The sequence below is a fragment of the Adlercreutzia sp. ZJ138 genome (genome assembly GCF_011038935.1).
GTDB lineage: Bacteria > Actinomycetota > Coriobacteriia > Coriobacteriales > Eggerthellaceae > ZJ141.
Window position 1 is genome coordinate 1 of record NZ_JAAKEA010000006.1, and the last position, 17049, is coordinate 17049.

18 protein-coding genes are annotated in these 17049 nt (G+C 56.5%); 17 read left to right on the forward strand and 1 reads right to left on the reverse strand.

The features are described from left to right. From G7Y43_RS03830 to G7Y43_RS03850, 5 genes are all read left to right on the forward strand, one after another. A partial coding sequence (locus tag G7Y43_RS03830; protein ID WP_165044274.1) for a transposase occupies positions 1–173 on the forward strand: 173 nt, incomplete at its 5' end. Next, positions 160–747: an NrfD/PsrC family molybdoenzyme membrane anchor subunit gene (gene nrfD / locus G7Y43_RS03835; protein ID WP_165044276.1), complete on the forward strand. Its 588-nt coding sequence runs from the start codon at positions 160–162 to the stop codon at positions 745–747. The genes G7Y43_RS03830 and nrfD, both read left to right, overlap by 14 nt. Positions 748–758: 11 nt before the next feature. Continuing rightward, positions 759–1715, forward strand: a complete 957-nt coding sequence (locus tag G7Y43_RS03840) for a slipin family protein (protein ID WP_165044278.1) — start codon at positions 759–761, stop codon at positions 1713–1715. 86 nt (positions 1716–1801) lie between these two features. Continuing rightward, entirely contained in the window at positions 1802–2194 is a 393-nt protein-coding gene (locus G7Y43_RS03845; RefSeq protein ID WP_165044280.1) for a GntR family transcriptional regulator, read from the forward strand. A 159-nt stretch (positions 2195–2353) separates the two neighbouring features. Beyond that, positions 2354–3085: a molecular chaperone gene (locus G7Y43_RS03850; protein ID WP_165044282.1), complete on the forward strand. Its 732-nt coding sequence runs from the start codon at positions 2354–2356 to the stop codon at positions 3083–3085. A gap of 194 nt (positions 3086–3279) precedes the next feature. On the opposite strand, the gene G7Y43_RS03855 is transcribed toward G7Y43_RS03850, so the two are convergent. Then, positions 3280–4380, reverse strand: coding sequence for an AAA family ATPase (locus G7Y43_RS03855; protein ID WP_165044284.1), 1101 nt, complete (start codon positions 4378–4380; stop codon positions 3280–3282). A gap of 626 nt (positions 4381–5006) precedes the next feature. On the opposite strand from G7Y43_RS03855, the gene rpmF reads away from it, so the two are divergent. The 12 genes from rpmF (at position 5007) to lepB (ending at position 17022) form a co-directional block, all read left to right on the forward strand. Next, positions 5007–5186: a 50S ribosomal protein L32 gene (rpmF, locus tag G7Y43_RS03860; protein WP_165044286.1), complete on the forward strand. Its 180-nt coding sequence runs from the start codon at positions 5007–5009 to the stop codon at positions 5184–5186. Between the two features lie 148 nt (positions 5187–5334). After that, entirely contained in the window at positions 5335–6327 is a 993-nt protein-coding gene (gene plsX, locus G7Y43_RS03865) for a phosphate acyltransferase PlsX (RefSeq protein WP_165044288.1), read from the forward strand. A gap of 97 nt (positions 6328–6424) precedes the next feature. Beyond that, positions 6425–7291 (forward strand): ribonuclease III, encoded by an 867-nt coding sequence (rnc, locus tag G7Y43_RS03870; protein ID WP_165044290.1) that lies wholly within the window; start codon positions 6425–6427, stop codon positions 7289–7291. Positions 7292–7293: 2 nt separating this feature from the next. Then, positions 7294–10860, forward strand: coding sequence for a chromosome segregation protein SMC (smc, locus tag G7Y43_RS03875; RefSeq protein ID WP_165044292.1), 3567 nt, complete (start codon positions 7294–7296; stop codon positions 10858–10860). Between the two features lie 176 nt (positions 10861–11036). After that, the gene (ftsY, locus tag G7Y43_RS03880; RefSeq protein ID WP_165044294.1) at positions 11037–11960 is read left to right on the forward strand and encodes a signal recognition particle-docking protein FtsY; all 924 of its coding nucleotides are present in this window, start codon (positions 11037–11039) and stop codon (positions 11958–11960) included. 25 nt (positions 11961–11985) lie between these two features. Further along, positions 11986–13404: a signal recognition particle protein gene (gene ffh, locus G7Y43_RS03885; RefSeq protein WP_165044297.1), complete on the forward strand. Its 1419-nt coding sequence runs from the start codon at positions 11986–11988 to the stop codon at positions 13402–13404. Positions 13405–13416: 12 nt separating this feature from the next. Further along, positions 13417–14220: a GNAT family N-acetyltransferase gene (locus tag G7Y43_RS03890; RefSeq protein WP_165044299.1), complete on the forward strand. Its 804-nt coding sequence runs from the start codon at positions 13417–13419 to the stop codon at positions 14218–14220. 234 nt (positions 14221–14454) lie between these two features. Then, positions 14455–14700 (forward strand): 30S ribosomal protein S16, encoded by a 246-nt coding sequence (rpsP, locus tag G7Y43_RS03895; protein ID WP_165044301.1) that lies wholly within the window; start codon positions 14455–14457, stop codon positions 14698–14700. A 4-nt stretch (positions 14701–14704) separates the two neighbouring features. Then, positions 14705–14959 carry a KH domain-containing protein gene (locus G7Y43_RS03900; protein ID WP_165044303.1) on the forward strand — a complete coding sequence of 85 codons (255 nt, stop codon included), beginning with the start codon at positions 14705–14707 and terminating at the stop codon, positions 14957–14959. A gap of 27 nt (positions 14960–14986) precedes the next feature. After that, a complete protein-coding gene (locus tag G7Y43_RS03905; RefSeq protein ID WP_241158144.1) occupies positions 14987–15478 on the forward strand; it encodes a 16S rRNA processing protein RimM in 492 nt (163 codons plus the stop codon). Positions 15479–15487: 9 nt separating this feature from the next. Next, positions 15488–16387 carry a tRNA (guanosine(37)-N1)-methyltransferase TrmD gene (gene trmD, locus G7Y43_RS03910; protein ID WP_165044307.1) on the forward strand — a complete coding sequence of 300 codons (900 nt, stop codon included), beginning with the start codon at positions 15488–15490 and terminating at the stop codon, positions 16385–16387. 68 nt (positions 16388–16455) lie between these two features. After that, positions 16456–17022, forward strand: a complete 567-nt coding sequence (gene lepB, locus G7Y43_RS03915) for a signal peptidase I (protein ID WP_165044309.1) — start codon at positions 16456–16458, stop codon at positions 17020–17022. Positions 17023–17049 lie beyond the last annotated feature (27 nt).

Consider the following 17049-nt stretch of genomic DNA (forward strand, 5'->3'; position numbering starts at 1 on the left):
ACTACTTCGACCACAGGCTAACCAATGCCGTGTTAGAGGGTATGAACTCAATCATCCAATCGGCCAAAAGACAGGCCCGCGGGTTCAGCAACCTGGAGTACTTCAAGACCATCATCTACCTGAACCTGGGAAAACTACACTTCCCACAGCTGACACCCTGTGCTACCCACTAAAAACCGCGAAGGGCCTTCTTTTATCGGTCTAGTTTCTGGCCTTGCTTCTATCGCTTATACGGGTGTGCTTCTCTCCAGTTTGGCTTCGGTTTTGTTTTGGCAGACCGCTTTCCTCCCGATACTATTCACCACGTCTGCCCTCTCGTGCGGAATAGCATGCGTGTTTTTGTCAATGGCCTTTGTAGAAGGGCGTCAGTCGGTCACGAGACCGCTGATGAATCTGATACGAATCGACAGCGTGGCGATTGTAATGGAGGCTGTTATCCTCGCGTTCTACCTTGCTTGGGGGCTTTCGGATAACGGAACGGCGTCGGTGGCTTGGGCACTTGTAACAGGGGATCTTAGCCTCTGGTTCTGGGGAATTGTCTTTGCGGTTGGCCTTGTTGCTCCCTTCGTAATGGAACGTTTTGTGTCTCGTATGAACTATCGAACGCAGCTGGTATGGATTGCTGCTGCGGTACTGCTAGGCGGCTTTGCATTGCGCTTCTGTATTGTAGCCGCGGGAGCCTACGACGTCACCCAGATGTCCGGTGCAATGGGCGAATTGGCGGCCGCATTGTTGATTTCAGCGTAGGAGGTCTGGTTATGTCCAAAGGAAATCGTCGTACAAAGATCGACGTGCCGTATGAGCTAACCGATAAGGAGGCCGAGGTTCGCGCGGCCACGAGTTATGTTCCGCGCAAGTCTTCCCGAAACGGTACGCTCATTTTCGGCATCGCCGTGTTTGTCGCTACATGTGCCGTAGTGCTTGCGGTATGGTATCTAGCTGCGGGGTGTATCAGCTTCGCGGCTATTCTGTTTGCGATGATCGTGGCGTTGATAGTGCTCTCCTCTACGCATATTGCGCTTTCGTGGGAGAAAGTGGTCGTTTTGCGTTTTGGCAAGGTGAACCGAGTAGTGGGCCCTGGTCTTTACTTCACGTTGCCTGTTATCGAGCATGGGACCATTCGCATCGATCAGCGTACTATCGCATCCCCTTTCTATGCAGAGAAAACGCTTACTGCCGATCTCGTGCCGGTGAATATTGATGCAGTGCTATTCTGGATGGTATGGGATGCTGAAAAGGCCTGTACCGAGGTTGAGGATTACTACTCTGCTGTAGGATTTCTCGCTCAAACGGCCATGCGCGAGGCTGTGGGTCGCTCGACGGTGGCCGAGGTGGCGCTCCGTCGTGATCAGCTTGACGCCGAAATAAAAGCCGATATTGAGAAGGAAACTGCTGGCTGGGGCGTTGACATTATAAGCGTGAAGGTGCGCGACATCGTGATCCCCGAGGAACTTCAGGAGGCGATGAGTCTTGAGGCGCAGGCTGACCGTGAGCGTAGCGCGCGCATGACGGTGGTGGGGGCTGAAGCTGACATCGCCGAGATGTTGAAGGAAGCTGCCGATATTTACGGTGACCCGGAGGTGGCTATGCGTCTTCGCGCCATGCTCATGCAGTACGAGACGGTGAAAAAGTCCAAAGGTTCAGTGGTTACTGTGCCCACGTCTATGAGTGATGGTTTTGTGGAGCCTAACCATTCACGCTCACCGCAACACTAGCTGGTTTCGTGGAGGGAATTACGAGGGGCAACAAGGGCTTTCGATATCCGATAGAATCAGCGATAAAACGATTAGAAAGAGCTTCCATGAATCCCCTCCAATCATTCGAAATAGATTACAACAACGGGCTGCCCACGTGGATTCAGGTTAAGAATCGCGTTGCCTACCTTATTGGAACGGGTGTTTTCGCCGAGGGTGAGAAGCTTCCCACCGTACGCAGTTTGGCTGTTGACCTTGATATTTCCTATAACACGGTGAATCGTGCATATATGGATCTCGAGCGTGAGGGGTACATAACTACGAGAAGGGGTCGAGGTACTTTTGTAGCAGAGCAGCGAAATGCTGGTGCCAATCGCCTAACCGATAGCCCTGTTGAACTTGTTATCGATGATATGATCCGTGCATGCTCAAGCGCGGGCATGGATGATGACGATATTCTTACTATGGTTAAGGCGCGCCTGGCTTACAGAAGAATATAGTTCCCATGGGTCTCGGATGTCTAGGAGTCGGGTCTGGCGGGTATCTGCATCCCATGGTCAATTACCCACGCCGTTTGAGCCCGGTGTGACGCTGGGTGTGGTTGTGTTCGATGTGTTGTGATACGCTTGTCGCAAATTATTTCTTTGAAGGAGGCTTCAATGATCATTTCTGCAGATACTTGGCAGGCCCGTGCTGCCATGTGCGAGCTGTTGGCGCTCTCGCTGCGCTACCCAGAGGACACGCTGGCCGAAGTGGTGGCATCGGGTGAGTGGTACGAGGCAGCTGACGAGATTGCTGGAGCGTTGGGGCTTGCGTGGTCGACCGATGAGGCGACAGCGGATGCGCCGACCGAAGGCAACTTAGCGCTGTGTGACCCGGCTGAGCTACACAAGATGCTGCGTGTTGAGGCAACGCGACTGTTCGTGGGCGCGCCGAAGCCCGAGGTGAGCCCTTATGAGGGCGTGTGGCGTGCGGCTGACGACGGCGTGCAGGCGCTTTTGTTCGTAAACCCGCACTCCATGGAAGTTGAGCGTTTCTGTAAGGCGTGTGGTCTGGGTCGTCCCGAGGGAACCAACGAGCCGCTCGATGCGGTGGCGACCGAACTTGAGCTTCTGGAATATTTGGCTCTGCGAGCTGCTGTAGATGCCGCCGAGACAGAGGGTGACACGCTTTATAAAGACGAAGGTGAAGGCGAAGATACCGATGAAGAGCCCGGCGATGTAGTGACTTCGGCCGATTTGCCTGGCGGAAGCCCCGAAGCGGCGTGGAATCAGTTCATGGCCGATCACGCAAAGGTCTGGATGCCGCGCTTTGCCGAAGCCGTAGTCGAACAATCACGCGTGCTCTTCTACCGTCAGGCTGCTAACCTTTTGGGGGCGTTCATCGGCTAGACATATAAGCTTTCTCACGCCGAGATGCCCGTTTCGCCATGTGAGACGCTTTTTGGCAACAGAATGTTTCTCATGGTGCGTCGGTGTTGTGAGTCGTAGGGTGGCACGAAGCAATCGTTCATGATGCCGCTTTGGTGCTATCGAAGTGATGCGCTTAGTTTACGCGATACGTGCTCCAAAAAGCTGTTTCTGCTCTATTTGTTGGCGCCTCTCAAATACTCTGCCAGGTACGGAACAGTGATAACAAGCTCTCCGTTGCGCGGAGACGCGACAACGCCGGACGCTAAAAGCCTTGCGCGATACTGTTGAAAGTAGCTATTGGTAAGCTGGGAATCCTCAAGCACGTCTTTTACCAATACAGCCCCATCGCCTTGACGGGCGATAGTTGTTAGCACGTCGATGTCCTTACGAGAGAGCTCATGGAGTGTTGGCTGGAAAACATCGGCCTCCAGCTCTGCTTGTGCCGCATTGATGGCGCTTTCGACGCCTTCATCGGTTAGTGCTTCCCCTTTGGCACTCAGTTCCATAACGTAGTAGCCAATAAGCTGCAGAAGATAAGGAAAGCCACGAGTGGCCTCGGTAAGCCGCTTGATCTGGTCTTCTGTAATCAGTCGGTTCCCTCTTCGGAAGGCATCCGAGTAGTACGCGATGATGTCACTTAAAGACAATGGGGAAAGATGGAGTTTCCTTGCCCGATTGAGGAACGTAAGCACCCGATCGTTCAATACATCTGATACAGCATGAGGTAGGCCTGCCATGACGATGGCGATATTCTTTCCTTCTCCGGCTAGGTGTTGATAGGTGGAGGAAAGGGTTCGCATGACATCGGAGTTGGGCTGAACCTCGTCTACAAGCAGAATAACCCCCTTCCCGTTTTCTGCGAGCCGGTCGCATAAGAGGGTGAGCTTTGTTCGGAATCCGTAGTTTTCGCGAACTTCCTCAGAGAAGGTAAGACCAAGGGAAAAACCAAGAGCTCCAGCTGAAAACCCCTTTATCTTTGTTTGCTTCTTTGAGATATATTCTGACCCAGCAAGTTGAATCGACTCAATGATCTCTTCAAGCATGTCTTCGCCTGAAGTTACGCGCGCTGCTACGAAGCCTCGAGCTTTCGCCTCATCGGCGAGCTGGAGAAGCAAGGCTGTTTTGCCTGTTCCGCGTTGTCCAAGGATAAGAGTTGCCCTATCGCGATGACCGGGCTCACGCTTGATGCCTTCGATGAATTGCTCAATGGCATCGTCTCTGCCCACAATACGATCGGGGCGGCTTCCGAAGCTGGGGTGAAAGAGGTTATCCATGGGCTCTCCTGTCTTCATTTATCATGTTTTATCATGTTTTATCATGTTTTATCAAGGAAGATGTTCCTAGCGCCAAAAAATGAGCGCTATTCCGTTAATTACTAAACACCGGTTGATTGTCATTTTGTCCGCACCCCCGTGACAAAATGCCCTGACCCTAATGTCACACCTGTTCATCGACAAGACGTGGAAGATAGCCTTGGGGCTTGACTGACGGTTGGGTCACTTGGAACTCCTTTAGCGTTTACCAAAATCCGAATTGGGAATTACCAAAATCCGAACGGTATGTCGGATGGCTTGATTGTCGGATGGGTCGGATGTCGGATGTTTTCTACGAGTAGTTCGAACAGACCGACACGGCGTATGTGTACACGCTCGTTTTCCAGCGGCAAGCGTGATAGTTCTCCGGATAATAGAGCTTCCTCGCGAACAAGTTGCATGCTTGACTTGGGGGGGCAACAGGGAGCAACAGGGAGCAACAATTTGCAGTTGCTGTGATGTTTGGGAAAGTTGCGTGTAGTACTTGCACCGCTTCGCGGCCTTTGTTAATATACCATTACGCGTGTTTACAGGAGTATCAGCGGAGCGCAGTTTGGGCTGCTCCGGTGTGGAGAAGGAGATAGACCATGGCAGTACCTAAGCAACGACAGGGCCGCGCCCGTACCCATGCGCGCCGTAGCATCCACGACCGCATCTCGGCTCCCTCGCGTTCCGTGTGCCCGCAGTGTGGCGAGATGAAGCTTCCGCATCGCGTGTGCCCGAATTGCGGCTTCTACAAGAATCGTGAAGTGATCGAGACTGAGTAAACGCTTCACGAGCAGATTATCTGCGTAGCAACCTCCCGGACAGATGGATGTGCTCCACCTTCCGGGAGGTTTTCTGTTTGCTCCGGCTGCTAAGAATCTTACCAGCGTTCGTTTGCGCGCGGCTTGCGCGGTGAGGAAGTGGATTGAGATGGCTGACATGGTTGTGATATCTGTCGATGCTATGGGTGGCGACAATGCGCCTGGCGTCGTACTGGACGGCGTGGCTCAGGCGCTTGCCGCCGATGAGGCGTTAAGCGTTGTGCTCTGTGGTCCGGCCGAGGTAGTTGAACCCTTTGCACGCTCGCATGAGCGTTGCGAAGCGCGCGCGACGACTGAAGTTATCGACATGGCCGAGCATCCGGCAAACGCCGTTCGACGCAAGAAAGATTCTTCGATCGTGGTTGGATGCCGCTTGGTAAAGGAAGGTGCTGCGCACGGCTTTTTCTCCGCTGGGTCAACGGGTGCCTGCCTTGCGGCCGGCACGCTCGTCATCGGGCGAATCAGGGGTGTGGCGCGTCCGGCGCTTGCTACGGTTTTGCCGTCACCAGCAAAACCGGTGGTCATGTGTGACGTTGGTGCCAACTCCGACTGCAAGCCCGAGTATTTGGTGCAGTTTGCGAACATGGCAACGGTGTATGCTGAAAAGGTTTTAGGCGTGCGCGATCCGAAGGCTGCGCTGCTCAACATTGGAGCGGAAGAAACGAAAGGGTCGCAGTTTGCTCAAGAGGCACACCGCCTACTTGCCGAATGCGTACCGAACTTTGCAGGTAACGCCGAAGGGGGCGACTTGCTCGCTGGTACCTACGACGTAATTGTGGCTGACGGGTTTACTGGCAACGCCTGCTTGAAATCCATCGAAGGAACGGCAAAAGTGCTGTTCAAGGAAATCAAAGGCGTTCTATACGCAAGCTTAGCAACCAAGCTTGCGGCGTTGGCTATTAAGGGCGGACTTTCCGATCTGAAGGCCCGTGTGAGCCCCGACACGTATGGTGGCGCACCGCTGCTTGGCGTGAAAGGTGCGTGCATTGTGGGGCACGGTTCGTCAAACGCTACCGCCATCAAAAATGGCGTGCTCACGTCGGCTGCCGTCGTGCGTGCGGACGTTTCTGGAATAATCGAGCAAATGGTACGAGACGACTAGCCCACCATGTACAATGGTATGTACGTGCAAAGACGATACGAGGGGGCTTTTTCTTGAAGGAGAAAGCCCCCTATGACGATGAAAGCCCGTGTGCGATATGAATCTGACTGATGAGCAAATCGAAAAACTGAACAGCGCGCAAGATGTCTTGGAGTATCGCTTTCACGATGATAGTCTGCTTCTTTCGGCGATCACGCACCCGTCGGCTGTCGAAGGCAAGCCGGTGAAATATTCCTATGAACGCTTGGAGTTTCTTGGCGATAGCATTTTGGGCGCTATTGTTGCTATGGTTGCGTTCGATCGCTTCCACGATCTCGACGAGGGAGGGCTGACGCGTATCAAAGTGGCGCTCGTTTCGGGTGCGAGCTTGGCTGACGTCGCTGCGGGGCTGGGATTCGCTGACATCATTGTGTTCGGCTCGTCGGAAACCGGCACGGGCAAGCGCGGCTTGCACTCGGCGCTTGAAAACGTGTACGAGGCTGTGGTTGCCGCCTTGTACCTGGACGGCGGTATGGATGCTGCCCTTGCTTTTGTGGAACGAACGCTTATTCCCCGCATGTCGGTGGATATGGCCAAAGAACCGGAAAACCCCAAAAGTGCGCTGCAAGAAAAACTGCAGGAAGACGGCATCACTCCCACGTATAAGCTGGTCGAAACACAGGGGCCGCCGCACGACCGCACGTTCGTAGCGCAAGTGTTTGCTGGTTCGCAGGGGCTGGCGCGTGGTACGGGCCGCACGAAGAAAGAGGCTGAAAGCCAAGCTGCCAAAAGTACGCTGGCTCAGCTATCCGAGTTCTTCGGTTTCTACGTGAGCGAAGAGGAAAAGGCGGCCGCTAAGGCGAAAAAGAATGCAGTTAAGGCCGAAAAGGCTGCCGCAAAGGCGGCGGCTGCTGCCGCAAAGGCCGAGGAAAAGGCGCGCCGCAAACAGGAGCAATCTCAGGCGAAGCAGCGCTCTCAGGAGTAGCCGTGTACCTGAAATCACTGGTTCTCAAAGGCTTCAAGTCGTTTGCCGACCGCAGCGTGCTCACGCTCGAGCCGGGCATCACTGCTGTAGTGGGGCCGAATGGGTCGGGCAAATCGAACATATCCGATGCTGTGCTGTGGGTGCTTGGCGAACGCAACGCGAAGCATCTGCGCGGCCAAGCCATGGAAGATGTCATCTTTGCGGGCTCGTCGGCGCGCAAGGCAACAGGCTTGGCAGAGGTCGACCTGGTGTTAGACAACTCCGACGGCACACTTCCTGTCGAGTTCGACGAGGTTGCAATAACGCGCCGCATGTACCGCAGCGGCGAAAGCGAGTACTTGATCAACGGTTGCCAAGCCCGGCGCATGGACGTGCTCGACATCCTGCACGATTCGGGTTTGGGTACCGGCACTCATTCCATCATCAGTCAAGGAAGCCTCGACTCTATTCTGCAGTCGAAACCCGAAGACCGCCGGGCTCTTATTGAAGAGGCCGCTGGCGTGCTGAAGCACAAGCAGCGCAAGGCGAAAAGCGAACGAAAACTTCAGCAGATGGATATCCATTTGACTCGTGCGAAAGATGTAGTGCGCGAAGTCGAGCGGCAGTTGGGCCCGCTCGAGCGCAAGGCGAAGCGTGCGAAGGCCTACGAGTCGGCTTCAGCCGAGCTGGCGGAGTTAACGCTTGCGCTTGCTGTCGACGATTTGCGGGCGCTCAAGCGAGCCTGGGAGGCAGCGTGTGCGACCGAGCGCGACATCGAGCAGGAGCTTGAGCGTCATCGCGTGGCCATTGCTGATGCCGATGAGCGCATGCGCGCGCTGCAGGAGCAGGTGCGCCTTGATGCTGCCAATGCTGGTGAGCTGGAACGTGCGGGCGGTCGCGCGAATGCGGCGGTTGAACGGCTTGACGGCGCGATGCTGCTTTTGCACGAGAAGCGCCGTGCGGCGCAACGCGCCGAAGCCGATGTGCGGGTGCAATTGGAGTCGGACAAGGCGAAACGGATCGATGCCGATACCGAGCTTAGCCGCGCGCTCGAACAACTCGCCCGGGTTTCTGCTGAGCGTGTTGAAGCCGATGCTTCGGTGGCCAAACTTTTGCAGGACCAAGCGGCAAACGCCGAGCAGCGTCGTGCGCTCGAGAAGCGCTCCGACGAGGCCGAACGCGAGCGAAAGGAAGCCGAACGCGATCGCGAGAGCATTCGCAAGCAGCTTGCCGAAACCCAAGAGACGCTTTCCAGTGGCATCGCTCACATGAAGCTCGTTGAAACGCGAGGGAAAGAACTCGAGCTGCAGCTTAAACGCGCTCAGGAAGACGCCGAACGTGCAGCGCAAAGGCGTGCTGCAGCAGATCGTGACCGAGAGCAGGCCGACTCACGCGATGCTCAGCTGCGGAGCGCGGTTGCGAGCGCTCTTGCCGCCCGCAACAAGGCGCAGGTCGCAGCTGACGACGCCCGCAACGCCGCTGCGGCGGTGGCAGCCGAAGTGCGGGGAATCGAGGAAGTTGAGCGAGCAAGTGTTGCTGGCAACCCTGCGCATGCATGGGTGCGTGAACGCTTGCGCGACCTGCCGGGGTCAATGCAGCCGCTCTCGCATGCTGTTCGCGCTTCGGAAGGGACAGAAGCGCTGGTAGAAACGCTGCTGGGCCCCGATGTGGCGGCGCTGTTTGTGGATGATTCAGTATCGGCGCTTGACGTTGCGCACAGCGTTTTGGCAAGCGAACAGCAAGGCGAGGTCTCTGTGGTGCCGCGTGCCGATAGCGCGCGAACCGTGCGTGATGCACGTGCGGCTGCTGCAGCATGCGGCGGATGGGCTCTCACTGACAAGGTATCGTGTTCGCAAGAGTTGCGGCAGGCGCTCGATGCGCTTCTGGGTGATGTAGTGGTGTGTGACAGCGTAGACGCAGCGCTTGCGGCACATGAACGCAGAGAGTGCGCCGGGTTGCGCATTGCGACCCTTGACGGCTGTGTTGTATGGCCAAACGGGAAGGTGAGCATCTGTTCGGCAGCATTATCAGATGCAGAGGGTGCGCTTTCTCGGGCGCGGGCGCTCGACCAGGCACGGGCTGCGTGTGCCGAGGCCGAAAAGACGCGCGACAAGGCCGCTGCTGCGCTGTCGGAAGCAGAAGAGGCGCTTCGCCGCGTACAAGTTGAAAGCTTACAGGCCGCACAAGAGCTTGCCGAGCGGCGTGGTGCCGCCGAGTCGGCACGCAATGAAGCACGCCGTGCTGAAGAGCAGCTCGGTGCCGTCAGGCGCGAATTCGAAAGCGTGCAGCACCAGCGCAAAGATGCGGAAAAGACCGTATCTCAGGCTCGGCCGTCGGTGGAGTCGCTCGAAGCTCGGCTTGCCCATGCAACGAAACGCGCCGAAGATGGTGCACGCGCAAGCGAACGAGCGCAAGCCGAGGTCGTGCCGTTGCGTAAAGCGGCCGCGCGAGTGCGGGACGCATTGGGCGAGGCGAAGTTGCGCGCGGCGACGCTTGCCGAGCGAGAAACCTATACTTCGCGTTTGGTTGACGCGCGGCGCAACGATATTGCGCGGATTGACGAAGCCGAAGTTGCTGCGCGCGCAACGTGTGCGCGCAAGGCGACGGCCCAGGTGCGCATCGAGCCGCTTTTGGCCACACTTGAAGAGCTCGCCGCTGCTATGAGAGCGCGGGCGCGTCGCGCCGCCGAAGCGGCCGAAGCTGCTCAAAACGTCTCGTCGGGGTTGCACGGGCAAGTTGATACGGCTCGCGCTCAGGCGAAAGCCGCGCACGATGCGTTTGACGCTTGTAACGCGCGGCTATCCGAGGCGAAGGTGAACAAGGGTCGTCTTGAGGTGCAGGTTGATACGGCGGTCAACGTCGTAGTAGTAGAGTGCGGCACGCCGCTCGATCACGCGCTGGTAACCCCTGAACTTACCGACCGTGGTAGCGCGGAAGAAGCGGCATTCAAGCTACGTCGGCGCATTGCCAACATGGGAACCATCAACCCCGATGCGGCCAAAGAATACGAGCAGGTGCGTCAGCGCTACGACTATCTTGCTGCGCAGCTTGCCGACCTGGAGGGCGCGCGCCGAACACTCGCGAAGATCGTTCGGGTTATCGATGAACGCATGAAAGACGACTTCATGCGCACCTATGAAGCGGTAAACCAGAACTTCCAAGAAATATTCGCGGTGTTGTTCCCCGGTGGATCGGCGCATTTGTCGCTTGTTGGCGACACTTCCGACGGCGAGCCTGCAGGCGTTGAAGTAAGCGCCCAGCCCCGCGGCAAGCGCATCACTAAGATGATGCTCATGTCGGGCGGCGAGAAGTCGCTTACGGCGCTGGCGCTGCTGTTTGCGGTGTATCGCATCCGCGCCACGCCGTTTTATATTCTCGATGAGGTTGAGGCGGCGCTTGACGATTCCAACCTGCGGCGATTGACAGCGTATCTGGAAAACCTGCGCGATTCGACGCAGCTTATTATGATCACGCATCAGCGCCGCACCATGGAGATGGCAGATGTACTGTTCGGCGTGTCCATGCAGGCCGACGGTGTGACGAAGGTGATTAGTCAGAAGCTCGATCAGGCACTGCGTAGCGCGCAATAAACCGCTCATAATCGCGATCGCTCATTCCGTAGAATAATTGCCGTGCTTGCCGCAGGCATAAGACTCGCTCTGTTTGCGCTACACTATCGGCGTTGAAAGACAAAGGTTTGCCTGCGCGCTTCGCTGTTTGTACGAATGGGTTAGCGCGCGGTAAACGTGCATGATAGGAGCTTTCCATGGGTTTTTTTGATCGCATCAGCGAAGGTTTGGCCCGCTCGCGCGAGCGCTTCACCGAGCAAATGAACGTGCTGCTCGACCGTGGACCCAACGTTGACGACGAATTCTGGGATGGGCTCGAGGAAACGCTCATTTTGGCCGACATCGGTTGCGCGGCGGCAAGTGAGGCGGTAGAAAACCTGCGCGATCAGGCAACGCGTAAGGCGCTGCCTGATGCCTATGCGGTACTCGATCTACTGAACGACCAGATTGCCTCGCAGTTCTGCGAGGGCGGTGAGCAAGTCTTCGGTGGAGAGCCGGCACTCGTGCTGTTTGTGGGAATCAACGGCACGGGTAAAACCACTACGGTGGGCAAGTTGGCAAAGGAAGCCACTGATGCGGGGCGCAACGTAATTCTCGGTAGTGCCGATACATTCCGCGCTGCGGCTATCGAGCAACTTGAGGTGTGGGCCCGCCGAGCGCAGGTGGAAATGGTCACGCGCGAGCGGGGAAGCGATCCAGCGAGTGTGTGCTACGCCACTATTGAACGCGCGGAAGAAACAGGTGCCGACCTGGTGCTCATCGACACGGCTGGGCGCTTGCATACCTCAGCTGACCTCATGCGCGAGTTGGGCAAGGTGGTAAACGTTGTTCGCAAGCGTTCGAAGCTGCCGGTTTACACGGTGCTGGTCATCGACGCCACCACGGGCCAGAATGGCCTTGCGCAGGCGCGTGAGTTCAATCGCGAGCTCGACTTGGATGCGCTTATCGTCACGAAGCTCGATGGGACAGCGAAAGGTGGCATCGCACTTGCCATCAGCCACGAGTTGCAGCTTCCTATCGTGAAGATCGGCGTGGGTGAGGGTCTGTCCGACCTGCGCGATTTCGACGCGCACGATTTCGCCCGTGCACTCATCGGCAATTTCGACGCTCGCCAAAACTAGGCAGCGAGACAAGGAGTCGTATTCCATGCTAGAAAACCTATCCGAACGACTACAAGGCATCTTCTCCGGCCTGCGAGGCAAAGGTCGTTTGACCGAGGACGACATCAACGCCGCCATGCGCGAGATCCGTATGGCGCTGCTTGAAGCCGACGTCAACTTCAAGGTGGTCAAGAACTTCGTTGCGCGCACGAAAGAGCGCTGCCTTACGGCCGAAGTGCTCGAATCGCTCACGCCCACGCAGAATGTGGTAAAGATCGTGCTCGACGAGCTTACCGAGTTGCTCGGTCGCACCGATTCGCGGCTCGTACTGTCAAGTCGCATTCCGAATGTCATCATGCTGGTAGGTTTGCAGGGTTCTGGTAAAACCACTGCGGCGGCGAAACTGGCTTACCTGCTCAAGCAGCAGAATCACTCGCCTTTGCTGGTGGCGTGCGACGTGTATCGCCCTGCTGCGGCCGATCAGCTGCAAACGCTCGGTCAGGAAATCGGCGTGCGTGTGTACCGTGGCGATGGGGCCGATCCGGTGCGTATCGCACAAGAGGGTGTGCGCGATGCTATCGACAGTCTGCGCGACGTGGTCATCGTGGACACGGCGGGTCGTCTGCATGTGGATGAGCAGATGATGGAAGAAGCACAGGCAATTAAGCGCGCCGTAAAGCCTGATCAGGTGCTCATGGTAGTTGACGCCATGACTGGCCAAGACGTGGTGAACGTAGCGGCCGCCTTCGCTGAACGGGTTGACTTCGATGGCGTGATCATGTCGAAGATGGATGGCGACGCTCGAGGCGGTGGTGCGCTGTCGGTGCGCCAGGTAACCGGCAAGCCGATCAAGTTCATATCCTCGGGTGAGAAGCCCGATTCGCTGGAGGAATTCCATCCCGATCGCATGGCCAAGCGCATTCTCGGCATGGGTGATATGATAAGCCTTATCGAGAGCGCCGTGAAAGTCCAGCAAGACCAAGAAGAACTGGAAGTTGCCGAGCGTCTGGCAAAATCGCAAATCACGCTCAACGATTTCATTGACATGAATCGTCAGATCCGCAAAATGGGCGGCATTTCGAAACTGATCAGTGCGCTTCCCGGTGGTGACAAGGCATACGCGTCGGGTCAGGTTGACGAAGGCGCGCTCGATCGCATGGAGGTTATTATCAACTCCATGACAAAGGAAGAGCGCACCCGCCCCGAAGTGCTCAACGGTAGCCGCCGCGCGCGCATTGCTGCAGGCGCGGGTGTTACCGTAACTGACGTGAACCAGGTTATCAAGAAGTTCAACGAAACCAAGAAGATGATGAAGAAGATGATGCCTGCCATGGAGGATATGCAGGGCGGCAAGAAGGGCAAGAAGGGAAAGCGTGGTCGCGGCCACAGGCGCATGGGTATTCCTGGCATGGGAGGCATGAGTATGTCTGACCTGCGCAAACTTCAAGACATGATGAGCGAATAGGAGCAAAACAACATGGCGATCGTATATAGGGCATTTCGGGAGGAAGACCTTCCGGCAATTTGTAAGATATGGAATGAAGTGGTTGAGGCGGGCGACGCTTTCCCGCAAACAAGTCCGCTTGACGTCGATGCGGCACGTGAGTTCTTTGGCGGGCAAACGCTAACACAGGTGGCCGATGTAAACGGCGTCATCTTCGGAATGTACATTCTGCACCCGAACAATGTCGGGCGCTGCGCACACATTGCTAATGCGAGCTACGCGGTGGCATCTCCCTCGCGCGGACTCGGCTTAGGCCGCGAACTCGTGAAGGACTCGCTCGAACAGGCGAGAAAAGCGGGCTTTCGCGGATTGCAATTCAACGCCGTGGTGTCGAGCAATGTTGTAGCCATTCACTTGTATGAAGATCTCGGATTCGTTCGCGTTGGCACTATTCCCGGTGGTTACGTGAACGGCGTGGGTGCTTATGAGCCCGTGTATATCTTCTATCGGCACTGTGTGGAAGCACCTGACGCCATGCATCCCGTTCTTATGGGCGCGTCGGATGTGGAGCAAACAGCTGCACCGGATGTGTCGGACACATCGGCCGCGCCGCATGAGCCGGATGTGCCGAGCGAGGCGTCATGCGCAAAGGGCGAAGCACAGCAGCAGGAAGAAGCCTCGGATAATGACAGCTTTGAGAAAGCGGATGCCGACGAGAGTGTAACCGAGGGTAAAAAGCCTAAGAAAGAGTCCGGGAAGAAAAAGGATTCCAAGGGTAAGAAGCAAAAGAAGGAAAAGAAAGCGAAGAAGGAAAAGAAGGAAAAACACAGCAAGTAGCTTATGGATGCACTACACCGTAGGACATCGTCATAGGGGTCTGTCATCGGATGGGTCATCGGATGTCGCAGGCGGAGTGTGTTTTTTCGAGGTAGATGCGGCAGCGCTTGCCAAACCGCCGTCGGAGCCGTATCATAAGCAACTGCTGTTTTCGCTGCGCTGCTACATGCTTGCGCATGTACTCCTGCGTACGCAATTGGTTTGATCATACAGAAGTAAAAGGAGTTTTTCTTCATGGCCGTTAAGATTCGTCTCGCCCGTCACGGTGCTAAGAAGCGTCCGTACTACCGCATTGTTGTTGCCGACTCTCGCGCTCCGCGCGATGGTCGTTTCATCGAGCAGATTGGCCGCTACAACCCCTGTGTCAATCCTGCGCTCGTTGAGTTCGACGCTGAAAAGCTGGACAAGTGGCTTGGTAACGGTGCGCAGCCCACTGATACGGTCGCTTCGCTGATTAAGCAAGCTCGCGAGAACGCGTAGTCATATGGCTGAGCTGACGGATGATATCGTCGGCCTGGTAGATGTGGTCGTGCGTCCGCTCGTCGAGTTTCCTGATGATCTGAAACTTGAGGGCAGCGAGAGCGCTGATGGTTCCATTTTGGTGGAAATTCGCGTAAACGAAGAGGATGCAGGCAAGGTTATCGGGCGCCAGGGGCGCGTAATCAAGGCTATACGTACCCTTGCGCGCGCGGCGGCTTCCCGCGAGGGAGTCCATGTCGAAGTGGAGCTTATCGATTAAATGCATGCATGGGCCAACGTCGCCGAGTTGACGAAAACGAAAACGCTGACGGGAGGGCTCGTTGCGCGAAGCGCATCGGGTCTTCCTTTTTTGCTGCATGAGGGCCTGCTTGTTGCGTTTGTTCCACCGCAGCTAGATGCTCCTCGTCGCGCGCGCGTTTCGCACGTACGCGATGAGGGTCGAGGGGCCTATGTGGTCACGTTCGAGGGCGTTTCGAGTATCGATGTTGCCGAGCGGTTGGTGGGGTGTCATTGCCTGGTGCGCCGCGCTGATCTGCCTGGTGATGCGCTGATGCTTGAAGGAGAGGGCCTCGTGGGCTTTTGCCTGATCGATTGCACGTTGGGGCCGGTGGGAACCATCACGGACGTTATAAGCAGCCCCGGTCAGTTGCTGCTCGAGGTCGATTGCGGACGCGCGGACGTGGTGTTAGTTCCGTTGGTTGATGATCTTCTGGTTGAATGGGACGAGGACGCTTGTACGGTGCTGATGGATTTGCCGGCAGGCTTGCTTGACGTGTAGGGGACTTCCATGATCATAGAAACGCTGTCGACCTTTCCCGGCATGTACGAATCGGTGATGGGTTCTTCGATGATGCGCATTGCCCAAGAGAAGGGTATTATCGATTTTTTCGCGCACGACTTGCGCGATTGGACGCATGATAAGCATCGCACCACCGATGATGAGCCGTATGGCGGTGGTGCTGGGCTGGTGATGAAGTGCGAGCCAATCTTCGAAGCTGTCGATGATATTGCTGGCAACTCTACTCTCGTCACCCCGCTTCTCGGGCAAAGGAACGCTCAGTCGCTCAGACAGTCCTGTTCGCACAAAAGTGCCGCTGGCGCTTTTGACTCGTGCGGAACTCGCTTAGTGAGCACACCTTCACCTGAGGAACGGGGTGATGTCAACGCTCCCAAGCCCACCATCATTTTCCTTGCGCCGCAAGGCCAGCGTTTCGATGATGCGTTGGCGTGCGATCTGGCGCGTGAAGAGCGCCTGTTGTTCGTGTGCGGGCATTACGAGGGCATTGACGAGCGAGCGTATGCGCTGGCTGATCGAGTGATATCGCTTGGTGACTATGTGCTTACCTCAGGTGAGCTTGCCAGCATGGTGATTATCGACGCCGTGGTACGCAAGCTGCCTGGGGTGCTGGGGGCTCAAGGAGGGGCAGAAACTGAAAGCTTCGTCGACGGCTTGCTGGAATACCCTCAGTACACTCGCCCAGCGGTGTTTCGGGGTATGGAAGTGCCGCCTGTTCTGCTATCGGGAGATCACGGGAAGGTCGATCGGTGGCGCCGCGAGCAAAGCCTTGAACGTACGGCGCGCATGCGACCCGATTTGCTTGAAGGTATGTCTTTGCCCAACGCCGACCTCGAATTTCTGCAATCTTTGTCAATCGGGGAGCGGTGCGCATCCGACGCGCTATCATAAACAGCCACGTCAATTTCCGCACCGGGCTTGTCTTCGGCGCGTTTTTTATGTGAAAGGATGTTTGGGGTATGGATTCCGGCAGGCACGCCGATCGCCCACGTGGCGGCATCATCAGGTCGTTCTTTAGCCTGATCATTATGGTCGCCTTTGTGGTGGCTTGCTCGTGGGCGCTTCGGACGTTCGTGTTCCAGCCCTACGAAATTCCTTCGGGGTCGATGGAGACTACCATCATGCCTGGTGACATGGTGTTTGCCGAGAAAATCAGCTACTACCTGCGTGACCCTGAACCAGGTGACATCGTAACGTTTAATGATCCGCAAATTCCCGGCCGCATTCTCATCAAGCGATGCATTGCGACCGCGGGGCAAACCATCAACATCAATGACGCCGACGGGTTAGTCTACGTTGATGGCGTGCCACTTAATGAGCCGTACGTGAACGGTGAGCCGTCTTATACGCTTTCGGGGGGCGTGTCGTTCCCGTATACCGTGCCTGTTGGGTGCATCTGGGTCATGGGTGACAACCGCACGAACTCCCAAGATTCCCGCTATTTCGGCGCAGTTCCCATCTCGTCGGTGACGGGCAAGGCTGCGCTGGTATATTGGCCCATTACGAGCTTTGGCCTGCTGGAATAGTGAGCAGTAGGGTTTACGCATACGGAG